This window comes from Paenibacillus sp. FSL L8-0333, assembly GCF_037965665.1.
GTDB lineage: Bacteria > Bacillota > Bacilli > Paenibacillales > Paenibacillaceae > Paenibacillus_AQ > Paenibacillus_AQ odorifer.
On record NZ_CP150186.1, the window covers coordinates 3870371 to 3892692 of the forward strand.

22 protein-coding genes are annotated in these 22322 nt (G+C 42.9%); 7 read left to right on the forward strand and 15 right to left on the reverse strand.

The annotated features are described in order from the left end of the window. Positions 1–62: 62 nt before the first annotated feature. The 5 genes from NYE72_RS17290 to NYE72_RS17310 all read right to left on the reverse strand — a co-directional run bounded on the left by NYE72_RS17290 (position 63) and on the right by NYE72_RS17310 (position 5015). Positions 63–1085 (reverse strand): HD-GYP domain-containing protein, encoded by a 1023-nt coding sequence (locus tag NYE72_RS17290; protein ID WP_051491532.1) that lies wholly within the window; start codon positions 1083–1085, stop codon positions 63–65. Positions 1086–1249: 164 nt separating this feature from the next. Continuing rightward, entirely contained in the window at positions 1250–2236 is a 987-nt protein-coding gene (locus NYE72_RS17295; RefSeq protein WP_036687757.1) for an aromatic acid exporter family protein, read from the reverse strand. Positions 2237–2329: 93 nt separating this feature from the next. Beyond that, the gene (locus NYE72_RS17300; RefSeq protein ID WP_076273296.1) at positions 2330–3166 is read right to left on the reverse strand and encodes an ABC transporter permease; all 837 of its coding nucleotides are present in this window, start codon (positions 3164–3166) and stop codon (positions 2330–2332) included. Beyond that, positions 3166–3942, reverse strand: coding sequence for an ABC transporter ATP-binding protein (locus tag NYE72_RS17305; protein ID WP_339210070.1), 777 nt, complete (start codon positions 3940–3942; stop codon positions 3166–3168). The genes NYE72_RS17300 and NYE72_RS17305 overlap by 1 nt, the downstream gene beginning before the upstream one ends. 50 nt (positions 3943–3992) lie before the next feature. Then, on the reverse strand, positions 3993–5015 hold the full coding sequence (locus NYE72_RS17310; protein ID WP_038571597.1) for an ABC transporter substrate-binding protein: 1023 nt from the start codon (positions 5013–5015) through the stop codon (positions 3993–3995). A 271-nt stretch (positions 5016–5286) separates the two neighbouring features. On the opposite strand from NYE72_RS17310, the gene NYE72_RS17315 reads away from it, so the two are divergent. Beyond that, positions 5287–6990, forward strand: coding sequence for an alpha-amylase family glycosyl hydrolase (locus tag NYE72_RS17315; protein ID WP_339210072.1), 1704 nt, complete (start codon positions 5287–5289; stop codon positions 6988–6990). Here NYE72_RS17315 and NYE72_RS17320 read toward each other — a convergent pair. Continuing rightward, positions 6977–7657, reverse strand: coding sequence for a hypothetical protein (locus NYE72_RS17320; protein ID WP_339210074.1), 681 nt, complete (start codon positions 7655–7657; stop codon positions 6977–6979). The two genes, NYE72_RS17315 and NYE72_RS17320, sit on opposite strands and share 14 nt — an antisense overlap. Before the next feature lie 142 nt (positions 7658–7799). Here NYE72_RS17320 and NYE72_RS17325 point away from each other — a divergent pair, with 142 nt between their 5' ends. Continuing rightward, positions 7800–8039 carry a hypothetical protein gene (locus NYE72_RS17325; RefSeq protein ID WP_036687997.1) on the forward strand — a complete coding sequence of 80 codons (240 nt, stop codon included), beginning with the start codon at positions 7800–7802 and terminating at the stop codon, positions 8037–8039. 1284 nt (positions 8040–9323) lie between these two features. On the opposite strand, the gene NYE72_RS17330 is transcribed toward NYE72_RS17325, so the two are convergent. Further along, positions 9324–9551 carry a hypothetical protein gene (locus tag NYE72_RS17330; protein WP_038571602.1) on the reverse strand — a complete coding sequence of 76 codons (228 nt, stop codon included), beginning with the start codon at positions 9549–9551 and terminating at the stop codon, positions 9324–9326. A 122-nt stretch (positions 9552–9673) separates the two neighbouring features. On the opposite strand from NYE72_RS17330, the gene NYE72_RS17335 reads away from it, so the two are divergent. Continuing rightward, entirely contained in the window at positions 9674–10300 is a 627-nt protein-coding gene (locus tag NYE72_RS17335; protein ID WP_038571605.1) for an FMN-dependent NADH-azoreductase, read from the forward strand. A 103-nt stretch (positions 10301–10403) separates the two neighbouring features. Here the strand turns inward: NYE72_RS17335 and rsgA are convergent, their stop codons facing one another. From rsgA to NYE72_RS17355, 4 genes are all read right to left on the reverse strand, one after another. Further along, positions 10404–11495, reverse strand: a complete 1092-nt coding sequence (rsgA, locus tag NYE72_RS17340) for a ribosome small subunit-dependent GTPase A (protein ID WP_076103963.1) — start codon at positions 11493–11495, stop codon at positions 10404–10406. Between the two features lie 381 nt (positions 11496–11876). Continuing rightward, a complete protein-coding gene (locus NYE72_RS17345; RefSeq protein ID WP_339210078.1) occupies positions 11877–12548 on the reverse strand; it encodes an HAD family hydrolase in 672 nt (223 codons plus the stop codon). Positions 12549–12708: 160 nt separating this feature from the next. Further along, a complete protein-coding gene (locus tag NYE72_RS17350; protein WP_036688004.1) occupies positions 12709–13164 on the reverse strand; it encodes a DUF3939 domain-containing protein in 456 nt (151 codons plus the stop codon). A gap of 120 nt (positions 13165–13284) precedes the next feature. After that, positions 13285–13881, reverse strand: a complete 597-nt coding sequence (locus tag NYE72_RS17355; RefSeq protein WP_036688006.1) for a metalloregulator ArsR/SmtB family transcription factor — start codon at positions 13879–13881, stop codon at positions 13285–13287. A gap of 179 nt (positions 13882–14060) precedes the next feature. Here NYE72_RS17355 and NYE72_RS17360 point away from each other — a divergent pair, with 179 nt between their 5' ends. Both NYE72_RS17360 and NYE72_RS17365 read left to right on the forward strand, forming a co-directional pair. Continuing rightward, entirely contained in the window at positions 14061–15065 is a 1005-nt protein-coding gene (locus NYE72_RS17360) for a YpdA family putative bacillithiol disulfide reductase (RefSeq protein ID WP_036688007.1), read from the forward strand. Between the two features lies 1 nt (position 15066). Continuing rightward, the gene (locus NYE72_RS17365) at positions 15067–15510 is read left to right on the forward strand and encodes a DUF441 domain-containing protein (protein WP_036688009.1); all 444 of its coding nucleotides are present in this window, start codon (positions 15067–15069) and stop codon (positions 15508–15510) included. Between the two features lie 70 nt (positions 15511–15580). Here the strand turns inward: NYE72_RS17365 and NYE72_RS17370 are convergent, their stop codons facing one another. From NYE72_RS17370 to NYE72_RS17380, 3 genes are all read right to left on the reverse strand, one after another. Further along, positions 15581–16516 (reverse strand): DUF4179 domain-containing protein, encoded by a 936-nt coding sequence (locus tag NYE72_RS17370; protein ID WP_339210080.1) that lies wholly within the window; start codon positions 16514–16516, stop codon positions 15581–15583. After that, on the reverse strand, positions 16509–17027 hold the full coding sequence (locus tag NYE72_RS17375; protein WP_076273301.1) for a sigma-70 family RNA polymerase sigma factor: 519 nt from the start codon (positions 17025–17027) through the stop codon (positions 16509–16511). The genes NYE72_RS17370 and NYE72_RS17375 overlap by 8 nt, the downstream gene beginning before the upstream one ends. Positions 17028–17215: 188 nt before the next feature. After that, positions 17216–18964, reverse strand: coding sequence for an ABC transporter ATP-binding protein (locus NYE72_RS17380; protein WP_339210083.1), 1749 nt, complete (start codon positions 18962–18964; stop codon positions 17216–17218). 122 nt (positions 18965–19086) lie between these two features. On the opposite strand from NYE72_RS17380, the gene NYE72_RS17385 reads away from it, so the two are divergent. After that, the gene (locus NYE72_RS17385) at positions 19087–19602 is read left to right on the forward strand and encodes a hypothetical protein (protein ID WP_038571616.1); all 516 of its coding nucleotides are present in this window, start codon (positions 19087–19089) and stop codon (positions 19600–19602) included. A 104-nt stretch (positions 19603–19706) separates the two neighbouring features. Here NYE72_RS17385 and NYE72_RS17390 read toward each other — a convergent pair whose 3' ends face one another. After that, complete coding sequence (locus tag NYE72_RS17390; RefSeq protein ID WP_076273303.1) at positions 19707–20033, reverse strand: HesB/YadR/YfhF family protein; 327 nt, start codon at positions 20031–20033, stop codon at positions 19707–19709. Between the two features lie 493 nt (positions 20034–20526). Between NYE72_RS17390 and NYE72_RS17395 the strand changes: the two genes are divergently transcribed. Further along, positions 20527–22275, forward strand: coding sequence for an ABC transporter transmembrane domain-containing protein (locus NYE72_RS17395; protein ID WP_036688020.1), 1749 nt, complete (start codon positions 20527–20529; stop codon positions 22273–22275). Positions 22276–22322: the final 47 nt, after the last annotated feature.

Consider the following 22322-nt stretch of genomic DNA (forward strand, 5'->3'; position numbering starts at 1 on the left):
CAAAAATGGTCCAACCTGTTCCAGAGCCATTCCTGACCCCTCAAAAAACCTTAAAACACCAGCTATTGCGGGATTACCCGCACAATTCCAAGCGATCTATGTTTGCTTAAGTCAATAAAATCCTCATCAATATTCACCAGTGGCCGCAAAGGGTCTGTAGCAAGAATCATAACAATTTTTCCTTTTCGCCCATCTGTCAATTCCACTTCGTTCCCTAGCATTGACTGCATTAACTTATTAATAAACACTCTGCAAATATAAGGGTCGAGCTTACCGAACACACTCTCCTCCATTTGCAGTAATACTTCGTATAAAGGAGCCGCTTTGCGATAAAAACGGTCGGAGGTCATCGCGTGAAACACATCAGCCACAGCAACGATTTTACTGAAATCAGTAATCCGGTTCCCAAGCACACCAAATGGATAACCACTGCCGTCCATTCTTTCATGATGCTGTAAGGCTACTAGCGCTTGGGTATGGTTTGTGCCTACCGTATCCCTGATCATCTCATACCCAAAGGTCGTATGCTTTTTCATCAGCTGAAACTCTTCGTCGGATAATGGACCGGGCTTGGTTAATATGTCATCCGGGATTCTCATTTTGCCGATATCATGAAGAGTCGCTGCAATGGTCAACATGCTCAAATCCTCAGACTTTAGCTTCAGCCATTTGCCTAGCAAGGTAGATATTATGCCCACGGCTACATTATGTCTGTATGTATAATCATCTTTGGTCTGCAAAGCAGCCAATACTCCGTAGAAGTCATTCTTTTCGCTTACCTGCTGGATAAACGGAATCACTTCATTTCTAACTTCCAGCATAGGAATTCTTTTATTTTTGTTATGACGAATCTGTTCAAAAATATTCTCAATCGCAGCTGTACAATCATCAATTGCAAGCTGGAAAAATTCCGCGCTATCCAGCTGGACGACGTCATGAGATTCCAGAGTGATCTTATGTTGTCGAATTAATCTAATATGTTCAGCACTCAATAAAGTCAATGCGGGTAAAACAAATACTCCTTTGTCATTAAAGAGGTTAGCTACAAGTTGTTTTCCGATAAATGATTCCATATCTTTGTCCATACGCCTCACCTGCCAATGCGGAAAATTCGTATAAGAATTTCCTGCTTGAATTTGAACTCACCCTATAATTGTTAATCCCTTTCGGAGATCAACTTTTAGTTCATACATATTTTATCGTGATTTCAGGGGCGAATGTTAATACTTCACTTTATTAAAGCCTAATTTTAAGCTTTTTTCCGGGTGAGCAAACGTTTCTCAGGCTTATAGCTGACCGGTATTTTATGGCGTTTCGCAATTTTCAAATAAAGTGCCAATTCTCTGCAAAGCTGCAGAATCGCTGATCGCACTTCGAATTCCTCACGTGTCTCCGGCAAATCCATGCTTTCAAATTCTTGTTCAAGCTCTTCCAGCAAATGTTCCGTGCGGCCTGTATATTCTTCAGCCAAAACATCTCCGCTAAGCTGGTCGAACAATTCAGCTACCATCTCTCCATGCGGTAAATGGCGATATACTTGAGAAATCAGCTGCATCATGCTTTGAATCGATTCCAGCTGCTCCTTACGCATATAGAAATAGACATTCCAAGCTTCATCAGGATGAATCACATGATTCTCCATCTCACGAGTAGCGGCAGTCAGTCCCCGCTGCACTGCATTATCCGCATCAATTAATTCTTTGCCATCCCACATATACGCAGGTTCACGCAAAGTACGGGCCATCTGAGTAAAAATAACTGAAAAGTATCGATCCACTTCCTTGCGGATTCCATAAATAACTCCCCCGGTCTGTGGCATGTAAATCAAGTTAACCACCCCCGCTGAACCGAGACCTATGGCCAGAAGCTCTACTTGCTGCAACAACACATGAAGCGATAACTCAGCTTGTCCAAAAACACGAAACACAATAACAGAGCTAGTGACAATCCCTTCCTTGTAGCCAGACTTCACAATCATCGGAAAGCCAACCAGAACGTATAGTCCAAGCACCCAGTAATGAAACCCTAATATCCAAAATAAAATACACCCAAAAAAGAGTCCCACGAGCGAGGCCAAAAAACGCGCCGTTATCGTCCGGAAACTCCTTTTCAAGGTAACCTCCACACCCAAAATGGCTAAAAGCCCTGCACTTTGTGCATTGGGTATGCCTACTGCAGACGCGAGAAGAACGGACATTAACGTCGCAGCAGCTGTTTTAATCACACGAAATCCCATAACCCTATCTCTCCTTAAAAGCACTAACCGTTAATAGGTAAAGATATAGACATGTTACAAGATTTTGTGTACGGACACAACGTTACATTAGACTTACCGCCGGTATAACAAGCGCTTCTCCAGATACACTACCAGTTGATACATTGCCGTTGCTACGGCTGCGATAATCAGCAGACTGGACATCACAAGCGTGAAATTAAACACCTGGAATCCATATATGATCAGGTACCCAAGACCGGATTTTGCTACTAGAAACTCTCCCACGATAACCCCGACCCATGACATACCCACATTCACCTTTAGGGTAGAGACAACCGTTGGAAAAGATGCCGGAAGAATCACTTTAAAAAACACCTGAACTTTAGAAGCTCCAAAAGAACGAACCACCTTCACAAGATTAGGATCCACACTACAAAAGCTATTGTAAACAACAAGTGTAGTAATGATCACCGTAATCGATAAGGTTGTTACAACGATAGCGGTGAAACCCGCCCCGAACATTACGATAAAAATCGGCCCCAAGGCCACCTTCGGCATACTGTTAAAGACAACCATAAACGGATCAAGCACCGCTGATAAAAACGGAGACCACCAAATAATCACTGCCAGCAGCGTTCCTAACAAGGTTCCCAGAACAAACCCTACCGCAGTCTCTCCTACCGTCATCCCCAAATGAGGCCACAAGCTTCCACTGATCATATCCTGCCAAATCTGCTTGAAGATTTTTGTCGGGTAGCTGAACAATAACTCATCAATCCAGCCCATTCTTGCTCCCGCTTCCCACAGCACAAAGAACAGCAGCAACAGACTGCTTCTTACAGCGATTACCTGATTACGCCGGCGCTGCTTTCTTTTTTTGAAATCCACATGCATTTGCTGCAGCCACAGTTCACGGGAAGCTAAAACTCCCGCTTGCTCTGTTCGTTTCATTAGCTTTCCCTCCCTGCGATCTCCATCTCTGTCCATACTTCATGAAAAAGCTCCGCAAACCCTGGCTGATCACGCGCATACAGCGGTGGGGCTGAGCGGATTAGCTCCGGAACAGGAAAAACTTTACGAATCTTCCCTGGATTTCGCTGCAATAAAATAACCCTACTGCTGACCGCAATCGCTTCTGACAGATCATGCGTGACCAAAATAGCCGTGGTTCCCCGGCTGCGTAAGGTCTCTGAGACTAAATCCTCCAGCTGAAGTTTGATCTGATAATCAAGTGCCGAGAACGGCTCGTCTAGCAGCAGCAGTCCTGGATTGGTAGCTAATGTTCGTACAAGAGCCACCCGTTGCCGCATCCCTCCGGATAGCTGAGAAGGATAGGCATGTTCTTTCCCTTCTAATCCCATCTCGCGAAGCAGCTCCAAAGTCCGTTTATGGCTCTCCTCGTTTAAGCTTCCGGTCAGCTCCAGTCCAAGCACAGCATTGTCAAGAATACTCCGCCAAGGAAAAAGATAATCCTGCTGCAGCATATATCCAACCTCAGGTGAAGGGCCTAGAATGGGTTGGCCATTTACGAATACTTCACCCTCAGAGGGCTGCAGCAGTCCGGCAATAATCGACAGGAGAGTCGTCTTGCCACAGCCACTTGGGCCTACTAAGCTGACGAACTCTCCTTGCTCGACATTAAGATTTAGATCCTCAACGGCCAGTGAAGCTTCCCGATCGCCGAGATAGGCATGCGTTACTCCCTTTAATTGCACTACTGGAAGCAAGGTCATCCCCTCCTTATAGTTAACAAAATCCTTTTAGGATCTTATCTCTCTTATTTAGAGCCACTGCTCTTTATGGTCTTTTCAGCTTTTTCAGCAAAAGTATTGTTCACGATTTTTTCTGCTGGAACACGTTCTTTAAGTTCACCTGCGTTATCCATAACATCTAGCAGATTATTCCATTCTTCATTATCAACAACCGGATTAATGGCGTAGGTGTCTTGCTCCTTGTAACGTTTTACAGCAGAAATCACAATGTCACGATCCGTTTTATCAAAATAAGTTATTATGGCATCCGTAATTTCTTCAGGACTATGTTCCTTCACCCAAAGCTGAGCACGCTGGATGGCATTAGTGAACTTTTGCACGGTGTCCCCATTTTTGCTTATATAGCTGTTCTTTGACATAAATACTGTGTAAGGTAAATAACCGCTCTCTACCCCAAACGATGCCACTACAGCTCCCCGGTCTTCTCGTTCGAAGATAGAGGCCTGCGGCTCAAACAGCTGCACATAATCACCAGTACCTGAAGCAAATGCACCGGCAATATTAGCAAAATCGATATTTTGGATCAAGGTAATATCCTTCGCAGGATCAATTCCTTTTTTAGATAAAGTAAACGCGCCTGCCATTTGTGGCATTCCGCCTTTTCTTTGACCAAGGAAGGTAGAGCCCTTCACTTTATCCCAATTAAAATCTCCATCAGCCTTCCGGGCGAACAGGAATGTTCCATCCCTTTGAGTCAGCTGTGCAAAATTAATGACCGGATCATCCGAGCCCTGCTGATACACGTAAATGGAGGTTTCTGAACCAACCAACGCCACATCAATAGCTCCTGAGAGCAATGCAGTCATCGTTTTATCGCCACCGGGAATCGTCTGCAGTTCTACATCCAGCCCTTCATCTTTGAAGAAACCTTGAGTCAAGGCAACATACTCGGGTGCATAAAAGACAGAGCGGGTAACCTCCCCAATCTTCACCTTTACCGTCTCTGACTTTCCGCCGCAACCGGCAAGTACTGAAAAGCATAAAGTAATGATCATGAGCGACAATGACAGCTTTTTCCGAATCTTCATTCTTCATTCTCCTTTCTTACCGGGTCCTTCGCCCTTGCTTAAAGCATATGCACATGCCTACTGAAAGGTTAAAATCCCGAATATCGTGGGGAATTAAAAGAATATCCATGATATCAGCAGTTTTTATTGAATTTATGGATAAATATCACTGGATTTGCTGTTTTTATATCTGTGCAAACGTTTTACCTGAGGATTTGATTACAGTACTATAAGAATTAAAGCGCTTACCATTTCCTTTATAGGAAAATTGCAGCAGAAGGGGTTATTTTATATGGATAAACGAGCAACACCTATCACCAAAAAACACACAATAAACGGACTTTTGAGTCTTAGCTTAACTGCCTTTCTGCTCTCCGGGTGTTCAGGAAATAATAACAATATCCCTTCCTCTGCCTCCCCTTTTCCATCGCCAAAAGCAAATACTGTTCAGGATACTACAACACCTCCCGCTGCAAAAACGATAACTACTGACGAACAACCCTCAACGGTTTATTATGAGATTTTTGTTCGTTCATTCTATGACTCTGACGGGGATGGCATCGGTGACCTCAAAGGGATTACCAAAAAATTAGATTACTTAAATGACGGAAATCCTGACACCACAGACGATCTGGGGATCGGTGGGATTTGGCTTATGCCTATCAACCCTTCACCAAGCTATCATGGTTACGATGTGACTGATTATCGTGCAATCAATCCAGATTATGGGACGATTGAGGATTTACAGGAGCTCGTTACGGAGGCGCATAAACGTGGGATTAAAGTAATTATGGATTTGGTCGTGAATCACACCTCCAAAGAACATCCTTGGTTCGTAGATTCCGCTAAAAATAAGGACAGCAAATATCGCGACTGGTACATATGGGCTGAAGATCAAGGACGTCCTGCGAATGGAGCCAGTGCCGCTGGTAGTGGAAATGCATGGCACTCTTTACTGGGTAGTCATTATCTAGGTGGCTTTTGGGAAGGCATGCCTGATCTAAATTTTGATCATACGGAAGTTCGTAATGAAATGAAGGATATCGGCAAGTTTTGGCTGGAACAAGGGGTTGATGGCTTCCGTTTAGACGCTGCTAAACATATTTACGAAGACCTTCTAACCGACAAAAGCCAAACCACAACCCATAAAAATGTATCTTGGTGGCAGGATTTCCGCAAAGCGATGAATGAAGTGAATCCTCAAGCTTATATTGTTGGTGAAGTATGGGAGAATTCTGCAGTCACCGTAGGGGCTTATTTGGATCAAGCCTTTGACTCCAGCTTTAACTTTGGTTTAGCGGAAACTCTTATTAATTCCGTGAAAACTGAAAAAGACAGCGGGACTGCCTTTACGCTGGAACGTACGTATAATCTGTACTCCAAAATATCTGAGAGCCATTTTACCGATGCGATTTTTTTGACAAATCATGATCAAAACAGAGTCATGAGTCAATTAGACGGCAATCTGGATCATGCAAAAATGGCAGCAGCCCTGCTGTTAACCTTGCCTGGAAATCCTTTTATTTATTATGGTGAAGAAATAGGAATGCTTGGTGTAAAACCAGATGAAGGAATTCGTGAGCCCATGAGATGGATGACAGCGGATCAGGGTGAGGGGCAGACTACTTGGGAGGTCGGCAGCAATAACGCTGATGATGTTAGCATTAATGTCGAAAGCCAGACTAACGACAGCAGCTCACTGCTTAAAAGATACCGCGAACTCATTGCGTTAAGAAACGAAGTCCCTGCGCTCCGTGATGGCGGAATTCGAGACTACACTTCTGGCAATATAGGGGTAATGGCCTACGAACGTATAACAACAAAGGATCAAGTCCTCGTTGTTCATAACCTAACTGGAGATGAACAAATCATTACGCTTCATCCAAATGTCGAAGGTATCTCTTACACCAAGATCCAAAAGACAACTGCTGACAAAGTGACCTTAAATTCAGATCAGCTTACTCTTCCTCCCTATTCAACGGTTATTGTGAAGTAGGAAAAGAGGAGGAATCTAATACCCACTCTGCCACTGAACTACATAATTGTGCTTTCGATATAGGAAGAGCTACAATCCAGTCTTGGGAAGGATCGCTGCTCATTCGCAGCAACCAGCCACTTGAATGATCACTTATAAAGCTAGCATACTGAAACTTCCAGCCATTATCACTAGAAATGCAAAGTCGTAATTCTCCCTCTGCGTCGAAGCATTTCATCACTCGTGCAAGATGGTTGGAATGGACATCATCCCCTGTCTCTGCAGCTAAACACTCTGAGAGTCTGTGAACCGTAGAGGAATCCGAGCCTTTTTTCAGCTCCTCAAACCTTTTTTTTGACATTAGCAACGCCGGAATCCCGTGAGCAAAGGGCTCCATCGCTCTCTCACATTCGAACAACTCGAGACAAAAGCTCTCTGTTTCATCTCTGCTCTTCAGCACACACGGAGTAGAGTCCGGTGTATTATTGCAGTAGGCTAGTATTTTATCCTTATGTATTTGCAAACACAGATCTTTAGTTTTCTCCTTCTCTCTATATTTGAATCTACCTATCCTTTCTGCTGTAGGCGCAGTATTTAACAATTCATTTAATACTACTTGGTCGGTTACCCGATCTGGAAATAAAAATTCCGTTAAATCCGTTAAATCCGTTCGTTCTTTCTCATTCACATTATTGTATCCTTCCTGTATTACATATAAATGTATATTAAACTAGCAATCTTTATGTTATCATAAGCTAATTTTAAGGTAAAATTAAGAAACAAGGGGTATGATCATTAACATGAAATACTTGTAGCGAGGTGATTTCAAAATGAGAATGCTCATCACATTTCAGAACAAACTTGTACCTGTGTATTTCACAACAGAAAATAAACAGCCCACTCAAAAAGTACTTAGATTACTTAACAGTACGCTGGAGCTCAAAATTCAAAAGGGCAAAAGTGCCCTCCAGAAATGCCTCAATTCTCTGATTAGTATCGAAATTAAAGGCTCTGAAGCTATATTGCACAGTTACAGTGAAAATGATTCATTGGCGCTATCCCTCTATTAATGGAGGGGTAGTTTTTTTGTCACAACATTGCAGTCCTACGCTTCTAATAAAGAGCGTCCTAAGCAACTAAGAATTGCTGCTTAGACTCGTTTTCTTTTTGAAGCTAAACTTGATCCAAAATGACACTCCGTTTGATTTAGATACCATTTGCGCATACATAGCTTCTACTATCAAAATCATCCTTGGTTCTGCTTGGTGCTATTTTGTACTGCTTTGTGCTATTTCATAGCACATTTTAGATTGCTGCTTGCCGGCCATCCCATAGCCGACTGCTATCGGACCCAGAAGACCTTAATCGCAGCTTTTTGACTCATTTGGAATCCTATTGGACCCCAGAGTCGCTATTGGTACGAAAACACTAATTATCGACCTCAAAAAGCTGAATAGCTGCGCTGGAGTCCGAAACTCTGCTCTAATGCCAGTAATTTCGCATATAACGTCATCTGAGTCCGTTGCCTGCGATGGATGTTTATTACTCGGTGGTGCAGATGTATGTATAGCGGGTTACATGACATTCCAGGGAGTTGTCACTTAACACTATAATAGCCGCTGGGACTCTTGACCATTTTGGAGCTCCCTCTAGCATCTTGATCTAAATCCGAGCCATCATTTGTATTAGATACCATTTACACATACATAGCTTCTACTATTAAAGTATGCGACCTTAGTTCTGTCTGGTTCTGCTTGAGTTCTGCATGGTTTGCTTTGGTTCGACTTGGGACTGCTATATAGCAAAATTGAATTGCTGTTTACTGACTAGTCACATAGCTGACTGCTATTGGACTCATTGTTGGATGCTTTCGGACTCAGTTGACCTTAATCGCAGCTTTTTGGCTCATTTGGAATCCTATCGGACCCCAGAGTCACTATTGGCACGAAAAACACTAATTAACGACCTCAAAAAGCTAAATAGCTGCGCTGGAGTCCGAAACTCTGCTCTAATGACTAAAAATTCGCATATAACGTCATCTGAGTCCGTTGGCCGCTGAGGATAACTTGGAAGGTCACTTAGTGTGTAACTCGACAAATGACTTTGCATTTGTCAGCAGATTAGAGGTAGCGGGTTACCTGACGCTACAATGTCACTTGCCAAAGTAACGTTTGTGGTCGGTCAGCTTCCTTTGCTGATTCTAAGCTGAAACAATCTGCCCAAGACTAAAAACGCAGAGCAGTGATCCCCCTTAACGGGAGGATCACTGCTCTGCTATATTTACGGACTTTTTTAACCCAAGGACTCTGTCTCATTCAGCGAAAAATCTACTATTAGGTAGAGCTAAGCAATTATCAGCTGATCTTGTAATTCTTCTGCTCTGCTTTTTCAGCTTTTTGGATTCGAAGTCTAAATAGCTTCACTAAATTCTGACGCGTATGCTCTTCGTGACAGCTGTCCAATTTTTTAATGATAAACCGATCGATGGACATGTCAATCGCTCCTTTTAGATCATTCTGGAACTTATAGAGACAGGAAATTATTTCCTGTTCTCTTGTATCTCCTATTAACCTTGTTTTCATTTTTTCAAACTCCTTGAGCGTAAACAAATTTCAATGACAAAAAAATAATTTACAAACAAAAGATTACATGCTATATTAAATATAGTTAATATTAAATACACACATGCAAGGGAGAAATCATAATGTCTAAAGTTCTATTTATTAAAGCAAACAACCGTCCAGCAGAACAATCCGTAAGTGTTAAGCTTTACAATGAATTCTTGGAGAGCTACAAACTCAACAACCCAGAAGATGAAATCACTGAGCTTGATCTGTTCGCAGAGCAACTTCCATACTACGACAATACCCTGATCACTGGTATGTATAAAGCCGCTCAAGGATACGAAGCAACACCTGAAGAAGCAGCTGGTGCCGCTATCGTTAATAAATATCTTAACCAGTTCATCGCTGCAGATAAGGTAGTATTCGGTTTCCCACTGTGGAATATGACTGTACCTGCTGTATTGCACACTTATGTAGATTACCTTTGCCAAGCTGGTAAAACATTCTCTTACACTGCTGAAGGTCCAGTTGGTCTTTTGACAGGTAAAAAAGCAATTGTTCTGAATGCAAGAGGCGGTATCTACTCTGAAGGTCCTGCAGCAAGTGCTGAAATGGCAGTAAACTTCATCGTTGGTAACCTTAACCTGTGGGGAATTAAAGATATTACACAAGTAATCATCGAAGGCCACAACCAACTTCCAGCACAATCTGCTGAAATCATTGAAAACGGATTGCAACTGGCTAAGGAAACTGCTGCATCCTTCTAAACCATAACCGTTTAGATGCAATTCAATAATTAAGGGCGCCCCTTAGCTGTCAAAAGCTAAGGGGCGCCCTTTTCCAATGTCTATGCCGTTATATCAATTCTTTTTAATATTCATCCAGCTCTTTACGCCATCCGTATCCTCTGGTTCTGGATGAACTCACTTTAGTGGAAGCTGCGCTTTTTCTCTTAAGCTTGGCTTCTTTATTATTTTGGTACAATACTTCTCGTTGTGTTTTTCGGTAGTTGAATAGTCTCTTCTCTTCCAGTTCACCTGTTTGGACTGCTTCAAGTACAGCACAGCCCTCTTCGCGTTCATGACTACAGTTACTAAACCGGCACTTAGTAGCTAGGCCGCTGATATCACTAAAGGCTAGATCAAGACCACCTTCATCTTCCCAGAGCTGCAGCTCCCGCATCCCCGGTGTATCTACGATAATCCCCCCATCCGGCAAAACAAACAGTTCACGGTGGGTAGTAGTATGACGTCCGCGGCTATCCCCTTCTCTAACATCCTGAGTAATCTGAAGGTTCTTCCCGCATAGCCAGTTGACCATTGTCGACTTCCCACAACCGGAGGAGCCCGTTAGAGCTACTGTTTGACCCTCACCAATGTAAGGCAGCAGCTTCTCGCGCCCTTCATCTTGTATTGCACTAACAGCATGTACTGATACTCCGGGAGCCGCGCTCTCCATTTCAGCGATTTTACTGTCTGCATCCGGACAAAGATCCGCTTTAGTGAGTAGAATAACTGGATTTGCCCCACTATTCCAAGCCATGATCAGATATCTCTCCATCCGGCGAACATTAAAGTCATCATTCAACGCGCTGACCAGAAATAACGTGTCTACATTGGAGGCAACAATTTGCTCATCTTGTGTATTTCCTGCGACCTTGCGTGAGATCACACTCTGCCGGGGCAATACGCCATGTATAATTCCATGCTCGCCGCCATCTTGCATTGCTAATGCTACCCAGTCTCCAATGGCAGGAAAATCACCCGAGGATACAAATGTGTGTCTCAGCTTCCCGGCAAGCTCTCCCCACGTCTCTCCTACATCAGTTAACACTTTGTACTTACTGCCGAAATCACCAACGATTCTCCCGGGTATAAATTGTTTATCCTCTGCATGACTCCACTTTTCATTCCATTTTGTACTCCAGTTTTCATTCCACCCATATTGCTTTATGCTATTCATTCATTTCCTCCTAAAAGATATGTTTATGTTTTTTCTTGCCCCTTGGCGTTTTCCGAGAACACAAAAAGCCGCCGGAAATAAAGACTCCGGCGGCGGTATATAGACATGTGGATTTATTACACCAAATCCAATCTTTCTACACACGCAAAAAAGCCACCGGACCCTATACGGTTCCCGGCGGCTCTAATAAGCGTAATTGAGCTTACCTGCTAAACTGCACGAATCAATTATTCGGCAGCAGCTGTTCCCGGAAGACACGTATCCACAACAGTTGAGTTCATTACATTTAAAACTGTCATAAAACATCGTCTCCTTCCGAAATTTAAGATGCTGTTATCATAATTGGTGCAGCAGTAAAATGTCAACCCCAAATTTTCCAGATTACAAAATAGCCTTTAATTGTTTCAGCTCACGGATCATTTTCCAAGGTTGGATGTCCAGCTGATCGTCCCAAGGATGTTTCCTTTGCAGCCAAATTCCTTCAAGGCCAGCCTTACCTGCACCCCAGATATCATTTACCGGATGATCCCCTATAAACAAGGTTTGATCCGCAGAGGCACCCAGCTTGTCTAGTGCCAATTGATAAATCGCAGGATCAGGCTTCGCAATGCCAACTTCTCCAGATATAACTATAGCCTTGAAGTACTCTCGCAGGCCGAGAATATCGATTTTGGTGTTCTGGATTTCTTTTTTACCGTTGGTGACCAGCCCCAAAGTATATCCACGCTCCACGCAATACTCCAGAACCTCCAAAGCATGCTCCATGACTGCGCCATGATTGATGTAGCTCGCATCATAATACGCCCGGATATGTTCAGCCGTCACAGGCTTTTCCCAAGGCAGGATCTCACTAAGTTCTAAGAAAAATCCGTCTTTATCACGATAGCCATCAGCGTCTCTGTGGATCATATCCTCAATCACGGCCTGCGCTTCCGCAGGTTTCAGATGCCCAAGAAAATCCTGCACGAACTGAGTGCTAAAGCTGCGAAATGTATAGTCGCGATCCATTAAAGTATTGTCCAGATCAAATAAAATAGCTTGTACTTCCTTCATCAAGCGATTCCCCTTACATGCTGTTAATTTTCAAACCTAACCTACAGAATGTAATTGTACTATGCCTTAAGAGACAAAGAAAAGACTATTCAACAAAAAGGATTTATGGCTTCCCTTTTACTGAACAGTCTTTATGAAGATTCGTATCTGCGTCATTCCTTTACTCGAAATGCTCTGCCCGATGGGTCAGCATCATTTCTTCATCCGTAATATACAGCGGAAAAGGAGGTGTTTCTTTTAGATAACTTTCTGTAGATAACAATCGATAATGAACCTCTGGCAACCAGGTGTCTTCAAGCAACGGTAGCTTGCCTGTATCACTAATATAACTGTCTACAGCAGCCTGAACTAAATCCAGATAATACGGCACTAACTTGTCTTCTTCCTCGAAAATTTCATAGGTCTCTCGTGACATATAGAAATTCCGTTCGGGTATTCCACCCAAATAACGTTTCAGGCGACTCATATCGATTCTTTTGTCCTCTAAGATTAATGCTGTTCTATTAATAGGTCCAGGCATATCTTCTTCGAACTTTCGAATCGCCTGTTTCACTTGGGGTAATGTGACGGTTACATGATCTGATTTGGGTTGCTTTTTTGTGCGTTTAAATAACATAACGAAAGTCTCCTTTCTAAATATGTCTCAGATAACGCTTACAATTCCATTTTATTCGAAATTCGAATAATTAATCAGTACATTTCAAATCGACACAGAATGTTAATATTTAAAAGATCATTATTTGACATATTCCCACCGAGTCCATACTTCTCGAGGATTTAGTTCATACTTGTCCTTCTCACGATACATAAACTGATGCATGATAAATTCACGACGAATAGTGGCGAAATCTTCATGAAACTGCTTAATAAACTCATTGATTTCCTTTTCCGTATAAACAACTCCTGGCTCCAGCTTCTCAACCATGTATTGAAGCGCTATCAATTTCTTCTTGTATTGTGCTGGAATTTGCCGCAGCCGGCCATCTTTAGAGAAAAAATTACGAATTACAGTATCCTGAAGACTATTCTCAGGCAATTGCTCTTCCATATTCTCAGCTCCTTTCGAAAAAATAAACTGCAGTGAAGCCTCAGCACCATTATTGATAAACTCCGGATTCAACTTAAAATAAACTGTATTTTTGTCGCGTCTTTCTTTTATTAGAGCCGCTTCACGTAATTTAGCCGCATGATGAGTGACTGTAGGCTGCGATAAATTCAACTTCTCAGCCAGCGCTTGCCCGTGCATTTCTCCTTGGGACAGAAGCAACAATAAGCGAAGACGCGTTGGATCAGCTAAAGCTTTATGATAACTCACGATTTTCTCCAACTGCACTGGGTTCACGCTCCTAGAATTTCACAATAAATTGAAACATTAGATATATATCTAATTATATAATAATCAACGTTATTCTTGCAATGGTTATTATACTCAATCTGCTCTTATGGAAAAATTCATGAATTTAGGGTAGGATTTAAAGAAAAGATAGTAACAATCAGGAGGTAACCCGCTTTATGAAAGATGTCATTATTATCGGTGCAGGTCCTTGCGGCCTCTCGGCAGCTATCGAATGCCAACGCCAAGGCCTGTCCAGCCTTATCATTGAAAAAAGCTTTATTGTACACTCCATTTATTTGTATCCAACAAATATGCAATTTTTCAGTACGGCTCAGTTATTAGAAATCGGGGATGTTCCGTTCACTTCGACCAACGACAAACCTTACCGTCACGAAGCGCTTGTCTATTATCGCCGAGCCGCTGAGCAATATGGTCTAGAGATCGCCGCTTATGAAGAAGCTTTATCCATTGAGCCGCTTGAAGATGGAACCTTTGCCGTACATACGTCAAATATGCGTGGTGAGCATCAGAAACGTATCACTGCTAATGTAGTTATAGCAACAGGTTATTTTGATCAGCCGAATATGATTGGCATTCCAGGTGAAGAACTACCTAAAGTTACTCATTATTTCGGTGAAGCTCATCCTTACACGGGAATGAAGGTAACTGTAATTGGCGGCAGTAATTCCGCAGTAGATGCAGCGCTGGAGCTTATGCGTGTAGGAGCTACGGTAGATATGGTATATCGTGGTGAAAGCATCTCAGAGAATATTAAACCTTGGGTTCGGCCAATCTTTGAAGGCATGGTGCAAAAAGGGAAAATCACTCTGCACTTAGGCTCGCGTGTCACTGAAATTACTGCAAGCTCAGTAATTGTTACGGATCATAAGGGGGACAAGAAAGCATTGGATAATGATTTCGTTCTTGCCTTGACTGGCTTCCGTCCTAGCCGTACCCTCCTCACTTCAGCGGGTGTGATCATGGATGACGACATGGATAAGCCTGCTTTTAACACCTCTACCATGGAAAGTAATGTTCCAGGGTTGTATGTTGCTGGAGTAATCGCCTCCGGCCGCAATGCTAACGAAGTGTTTATTGAGACCGGAAGAGGGCATGGTAAGCTTATCGCAGATCACATTGTGTCAAAAGAAAGTTCTAATCCTAAGGAGTTGAAACATTAAGATGGACATGACCTCTTTGCTTTTGCTTGGACTTGCAGCGCTTGGAATTATCAGCAGCAATTCCCCTGTAACAATAGCAATGGTCGTCCTATTACTGCTAAGAGTACTTGGCCTGCAGCAAACCTTTCCTTGGCTAGAAAAATACGGTTTAACCATCGGGATTATCATCCTGACCATCGGGGTCATGACCCCATTAGCCAGCGGCAAAATATCGTTGCAGACAGTCGGTCAATCCTTCTTGCACTGGAAGTCCTTGCTTGCTATCGCTATCGGCATTCTCGTCGCTTTTCTTGGAGGCCGCGGTGCTACGCTCATGACCAACCAACCCACAGTTGTTGCAGGTCTACTGATTGGCACGGTGATCGGGGTTGCGTTATTTAAAGGCGTTCCGGTCGGTCCGCTGATCGCAGCCGGCATTTTATCACTTATGATCGGCAAAATGTAATAGAACAGCACAAAAAAGACCGCTTTTGGCGGTCTTTTTTATTGTGCCTTTTATACAACCATCTTTCTCTCTATTCCTCCACCTGAGAAATGGACTGCGGAATTTGCTGTACTGCTCTTTTTTCAACGACTAATAAATCTTCAACGCCATACTCTGTCTTAATTTTCTGCAACTGCTTCAAAGCCTCTTCTTCTGTATTAAAATATCCTGCTTCCACGAGATATAAGCCTTTCTGATCCTTTAACATCCGCATATCCTCTAACCCATATAACATTTCTTCAGCCATACCCAGCGCCTCACCAGAAGGCTGTGAGACCGTTCTTAAGGAATATACAGAGCCCCCTTTTGCTTCGTCTCCTTTCTCTTTTAACGTAATCACTACCTGTGCTGGCTCTTTATATTCTTTCACCTCATAAGCAACCGAGTCCGTAAGTGTGACATTGAACCGAATGGCCGAATCATCTAGTGTAATTAGTGGATAAGCATCCTGAACATATCGGCTTTGTTTTAATGTCTCCAGATCTTTGACTGCTGAGAATTTTCTGGCCCCACTTACTGTAATCGTCATTGTTGCCGGATTTTCCGTAAACTTTACGTTATATGAGCTTGCCATCTGTTGAGTTTCATCCGGATTTGCAAAATTCAAAATCAATTGATCGCTATTCTTCAGTTGTTTGACCGAAATAAAATTCACATCTACTCCATCCTGAATGGTTCCCCCTCCTGCGCTTCCCTCCGTAAATTGCAGAACACTGACCAGCTTACCTAGAACCGGTATTTGATCCATACTACTCGCAAAAGCAGGAACCGTATTTACACCCACCGTAAAAGAAATCAATACAGCAGCAGCTACTGATCCTGTCCATTTCAAGGCACGTTTTGAAGAACTGTTTTTCTGTTTAAAGATTTTCCCTCTTTCAATTCCTTTACGAGAAGCGAATGATAGTTCTTTAGGAATTTCAATCTCATTATAGGCTTCCTGTAGACGTTCTAGTTGCTTATCCAAAGTACTCACTCTCCTCCATACTTATTTTTAATTTTTCCAAACCTCTATAAATAACGGTTTTGACGCTGCTCAGGGGCATATCGAGAACCTCTGCAATTTCCTTTATGGGCAAGTCCTCCAAATATCTCATCACAATCACCATTCTTGATTTTTCATCAAGACCGCTGAGCGCTTCATGCAAATCCATAACCTCTTCCCTAGATTTCGGAGCATAACTGCCTCCTAGCTCTTGATCTATATACACGATTTTTTTAGATTTACGGATAAAGTCCAGCGCACAGTTGACAGCGATCTTGGTGAGCCAAGTTTTAAAATATTGCGGTTGCTTCAATTTATGAATGGAGATATAGGCTTTGAAGACGGTCTCCTGCACAATCTCCAGCGCATCCTCTTGATTCCGCACATAGGAGTAGGCCATTCGGTATAAACGCTCCTGCATGCCGTCAATAAGAACAGTAAAGCTGTCTTCATCACCAGCTATCGCCTTTTCCTCAAGCGTGGTTTTATTCACGTTCCTCACTTCCTTTCATGATGTTTATAAGCTTTAGACGCACATGATCTCCGAAAAGACTCAATTCCCCTGTAGAATTTTTGCCATAGTATAAGTTACTGTGTGCCACAAGCCTGATTGGAATTCAAAAAAAGTGGCCTTCTCTTTCGAGAGGACCACTAAGGTGTTTAATTATTTTCCAAAACATATTAAGCGTCTAAATGCTGTACGTTAAATAATCGCGCATAACTACCCTCTATCGACATCAGCTGTTCATGCGTACCCCGTTCAGTAATTTCACCATTCTCAAGTACGACAATCTGATCTGCATGAGTAATCGTTGACAGTCTATGCGCTACAATTAGTGTAGTACGTTCCGAAGAAAGGGACTGCAGCGCTTGTTGAATTAAATGCTCCGATTCCAGATCCAGCGCCGAAGTAGCTTCGTCTAATATAAGAACCTTCGGATCCTTGAGAAATACCCTTGCGATAGCAACCCGCTGCTTCTGTCCTCCGGATAGCTTAACACCACGTTCTCCCACTTCTGTCTCATAACCCAGTGGCAGCTGCTCAATAAAATCATGCGCATTGGCAGCTTTTGCTGCTGAAATGACCTCTTCTTCCGTGGCGTTAGGATTACCGAATAAAATATTCTCACGCACAGATCCGCTGAATAAGAAATTATCTTGTAAGACCATACCGACAGACCTGCGCAAGCTTTCCTGTGTTAATTCCTGTATATCATAACCATCCATTTGGAGGCTGCCTTTACTAATGTCATAGAATCTCGGGATCAAGCTTATAAGGGAGGACTTTCCTCCACCGCTCATTCCGACGAACGCAATGGTCTGTCCGGGCTGAATTCTCAAATTAATATCTTTTAAGACCCAATCATTCTCTTCGTTATATTTAAACCATACATTCTGAAAAGCAATCTCACCACGTGCATCCTTTAGCACTTTTGCTCCCGGCTTGTCTACAATATCGTAAGGCTCATTCAGCAGCTCAAGCACCCGTTCAAGAGAAGCAGAGGCTTGTGTAAGCACCGTCGAGGAATTAATCAATCTTCGCAGCGGAGAATACATCCGGTCCAGATAGCCAAAGAAAGCTACAAAGGTACCTACTGTCAAATTGCCATGAATGACCTGATAACCACCATATCCGATGACCAAAAGAGGTGCTATATCTGTTAATGTATTAATAATTGCGAAGGTCATAGCGTTCCAGCGGGTTTGCGCCATCGCTTTTTTTAGAAAGTTACCGTTGATGTCTTCAAACTGCTTCTGATCCACTTTTTCCATCGTAAAGCTGCGGATGATTGATATCCCTTGAATCCGTTCATGGAGATAACCTTGGATGCCAGCCAGAGCCTGGGAACGATCTTTCGTTAACAGCTTAAGCCGCTTATACAATTTGTTAACAGCAATTGCGTAAAAAGGCAATACCGAGATAGACACGAGCGCCAGCACCGGATTTAAATAAAACATAAATCCCAAAGCAAAAACTAGCGTAAACGTGTCGAGCCATACATTCATCATGCCGACTTCGACCAAATTTTTGGTCTGCTCAACATCGTTAATAAATCTGGAGATGGCTTCTCCCACCTTGGTATTCTGATAATACCGCAGTGACAGCCGCTGTAAATGACTGTAAAGCTTATTTCGCATATCGAACAACACTTTACTTGTGATAAGCTGAGCAAAGTATTGGCGATAATACTCCACGGGTCCTCTTACGATAACAAATAAAATTAAGGCACCACCCAGAATAAGCATCAAATGTGATACCCGTTCCTCAATCCCCATGCTCGGGTTCATTAGGAGGTCATCAACCACGTATTTCAGAATCATTGGCAGTGTTAGCGGAATACTGAATTTGATCATGCCGATAAACAGCGTAAACACAATCAATTTCATATAAGGTCGTACAAAAGTAAAATATGATTTCCATTGCTTCACAGGAATATTCTTTCCCTTCTCTTTAGTGAGTTGCTAAGTACAGTTGACTTTTGCTCTCTACAGTGTTTTTATAATTTTAGATCATAAGTACAATTGCAGTACCGAACTTCAGGAGGATAACGATGTCTAGACAATTTGTGACGGAAGCCGTCATGATGGCGATTTACGGCCAGCTTCTCGTATCGAGCAGCCCTGTAGAATATATAGTGCCTTATACTACTGTGATGGAACTATACGAACTGCGAGACAGCGATGATCCGTTGATGAACCGTCCGGACGACGACAAGCATGTTAAGTTGAAGATTAGTGAGCTCATTGCTTATTTTGAAGAACCGCTCAACGCGAAGAAGATCAACCGCTGTTTAGCAGTGCCATGGGCGAAAAGCTCAGGTATTCTCCTTGGCGGGCAATCCAAAATCACCATCATTAACAGTATGGATACCGCTGTCTACGGTGAGATGTTCGATCCCATCGAAACAGAGCTTCTGCTGTCCTCACAACGTGAGAAAGTACCTATCCTAACGGATCAATTTGAATTGATTCAACGGATCATCGAGGGTGGAGTTCCAGTTCAGGTGTACGATATTGACGACTTCGACTTCGCTCTGGAGGAAGAAACCTCTCGCAATTTGCACTGATAACACCTATGTATTTCCAACTGGAATACCCTCATTTTTAAAGACAGCATTTGAAAAGCCCCTGCCTTTTGGCAAGGGCTTTTCCTGATTAAAATAAACAATCATTAAGACAACGATACCTGCACTTCGCCGGATACCGGCTTTGGTTCGTACTTATATTCAATGTCATCCTCTGACTCAGAGTATACGATAGATAGGTCATAACCTTCCATATACCACAAGTCCTGCTCCTCCATGTAGAACACAATATCATCCTGTTTGACCTGAATAGCTGGACGCCCAGGCGCTTCTGTAGCAATGCCCAGCGAAAAACCGGGGTGAAGTCCACCGCCCGAGCTATAACGGGGAAATAAACGAATATAGTCTCCATTCTTAAGGTCCAATTCTCTCTTAAACCAAGCTGCCGCTGCTTGACTAATTTCCATGTTCATTTCTCTCAGCTCCTTTGTATATTCTAATCATAACGAAAATAAGTCGATATTCAAACAACTTTATGCAATTAATGATTTCCCAATCCATTTAAAATTAAATTTGACAAATTCGCGAACCGGATGATAAACTCTGAACATAACTAAACGTCTTCTAGTTATTACCAAATTAATGAAAGGGGTGAGCGCGGTGTTTACGAAGTTACAGCCATATTATTTTACTATTGTTGGAATTTTTACTCAACCGAATACCGAAGCAGCCCAAGTGATTAAGCCATCCTGAAGTTTTTGCAAGTCTTATGGACCGTATAACTTTAGTTCTTGAAGGTCTCTCACATGCTTGGTGCTGTAACGCACCGTGCGCATGATAGCTGTAAATTACAGGCATATCGTCCGTTTTCGGATGATATGCCTTTTTTGTTTGCTGAAGAGATAATCACTTGCGCTTTTATCAGCATCACAAGCAATCATTACAACCTGAAAGGAAGGGATTTACTTGTTCTCTGTTCTTCGCGATCTCGGCTGGTTTTTTCGCCGAGAAAAAAGGCGTTACCTGATTGGACTCATATTACTCATAGGTGTAGGCGTTCTTGAATTACTCCCTCCACGTCTGCTAGGCAATGCCATTGACGACATAGTACGCGGTTCGATTACTACAGCTTCGCTTGCCAAATATATCGGCATGATCTTTATTTTGCTGCTAGTTATTTATTGGATTACCTACATATGGATGCACAAACTTTTCGGAGGTTCCAACCTTGTTGAGCGCCTGCTGCGCTCCCGATTTATGAATCATCTTATGACTATGACACCCTCGTTCTTCGAAAAAAATAGAACTGGTGACCTCATGGCCCGGGCAACCAATGATATCAGAGCCGTCTCAGCTACCGTAGGATTCGGGATGCTTACACTGGTGGATTCTACAATCTACCTCACGGTTGTGCTGTTTGCGATGGGCTTTCTCGTGAGTTGGAAATTGACCCTTGCAGCAGTATTACCATTACCCCTAATTGCAATAGCTATGATTTTTTATGGTAAAGCTATTCATGATCGATACAGCTTAGCGCAGGATGCATTCGGAGATATGAATGACCAAGTACTCGAATCTGTCTCTGGTGTGCGCGTAATCCGTGCTTATGTCCAAGAGCGTCTTGATGAAAAACGTTTCTCGGATATTACTGAAGATGTTTACAACAAAAATATGGCCGTAGCTCGTGTCGATGCTTTCTTCGAACCAACTATCCGCTTCTGCGTTGGACTCAGCTACATTATTGGTCTTACTTATGGGATTTACCTTGTATTCCGCAATCAGATCACACTGGGTGATCTAGTCTCCTTTAATATGTACCTCGGTATGATTGTATGGCCGATGTTCGCTATTGGAGAATTGATCAACATTATGCAGCGTGGTGGAGCTTCCCTCGAACGTATCGACGAGACGTTAAACTCCAAACCCGATGTTCAAAATGCTGCCCATCCTGTTCAAGTTCCCCACCCTACTCGAATCGAGCTTAACGATGTGACTTTCCGTTATCCTTCTTCGACGATAGACAATCTAAGCCATGTCAACTTAACCCTGAATCAAGGGCAGACATTAGGTGTAGTCGGGCGTACAGGAAGCGGGAAATCTACACTGCTCAAACAATTGCTCCGCGAATATCCGACAGGTAATGGAGAGATCCTTATCTCTGGCGTGCCTATTCAACAGATTTCCCTGGATCAGCTGCATAGCTGGATGGGTTATGTTCCGCAAGAGCAAATTCTTTTCTCCAAATCCGTTCGGCAAAACATTCAGTTTGGTCTAGACAACGCCGATGACGATACGATTATGCAAGCCATTACAGCTGCCGCTTTCCAGAACGACCTGGGCACATTGTCCGATGGTCTGGATACTCTGGTGGGTGAACGTGGTGTATCTCTCTCCGGTGGACAAAAGCAACGTGTCTCTCTGTCCAGAGCTTTTATCGCTAATCCTGATATTCTTATTCTGGACGATGCCTTATCAGCCGTTGACGCTCGTACGGAAGCTCAGATTATCGACAATATCCGGAATGAACGTGCCGGAAAAACCACATTAATCTCTACTCACCGTCTCTCCGCCGTCCAACATGCCGATATGATTGTTGTACTGGATAACGGACAAATCGTTGAGCGAGGTACACATCAGGAGCTGTTGGATTTGAATGGCTGGTACCGTGAACAATATGATCGGCAGCAAGTCGAAAATAACTTATCAAATGATTAAACTACAACCATAAACAAACGAGCTACGACTAAGCAAAACATTTTAGG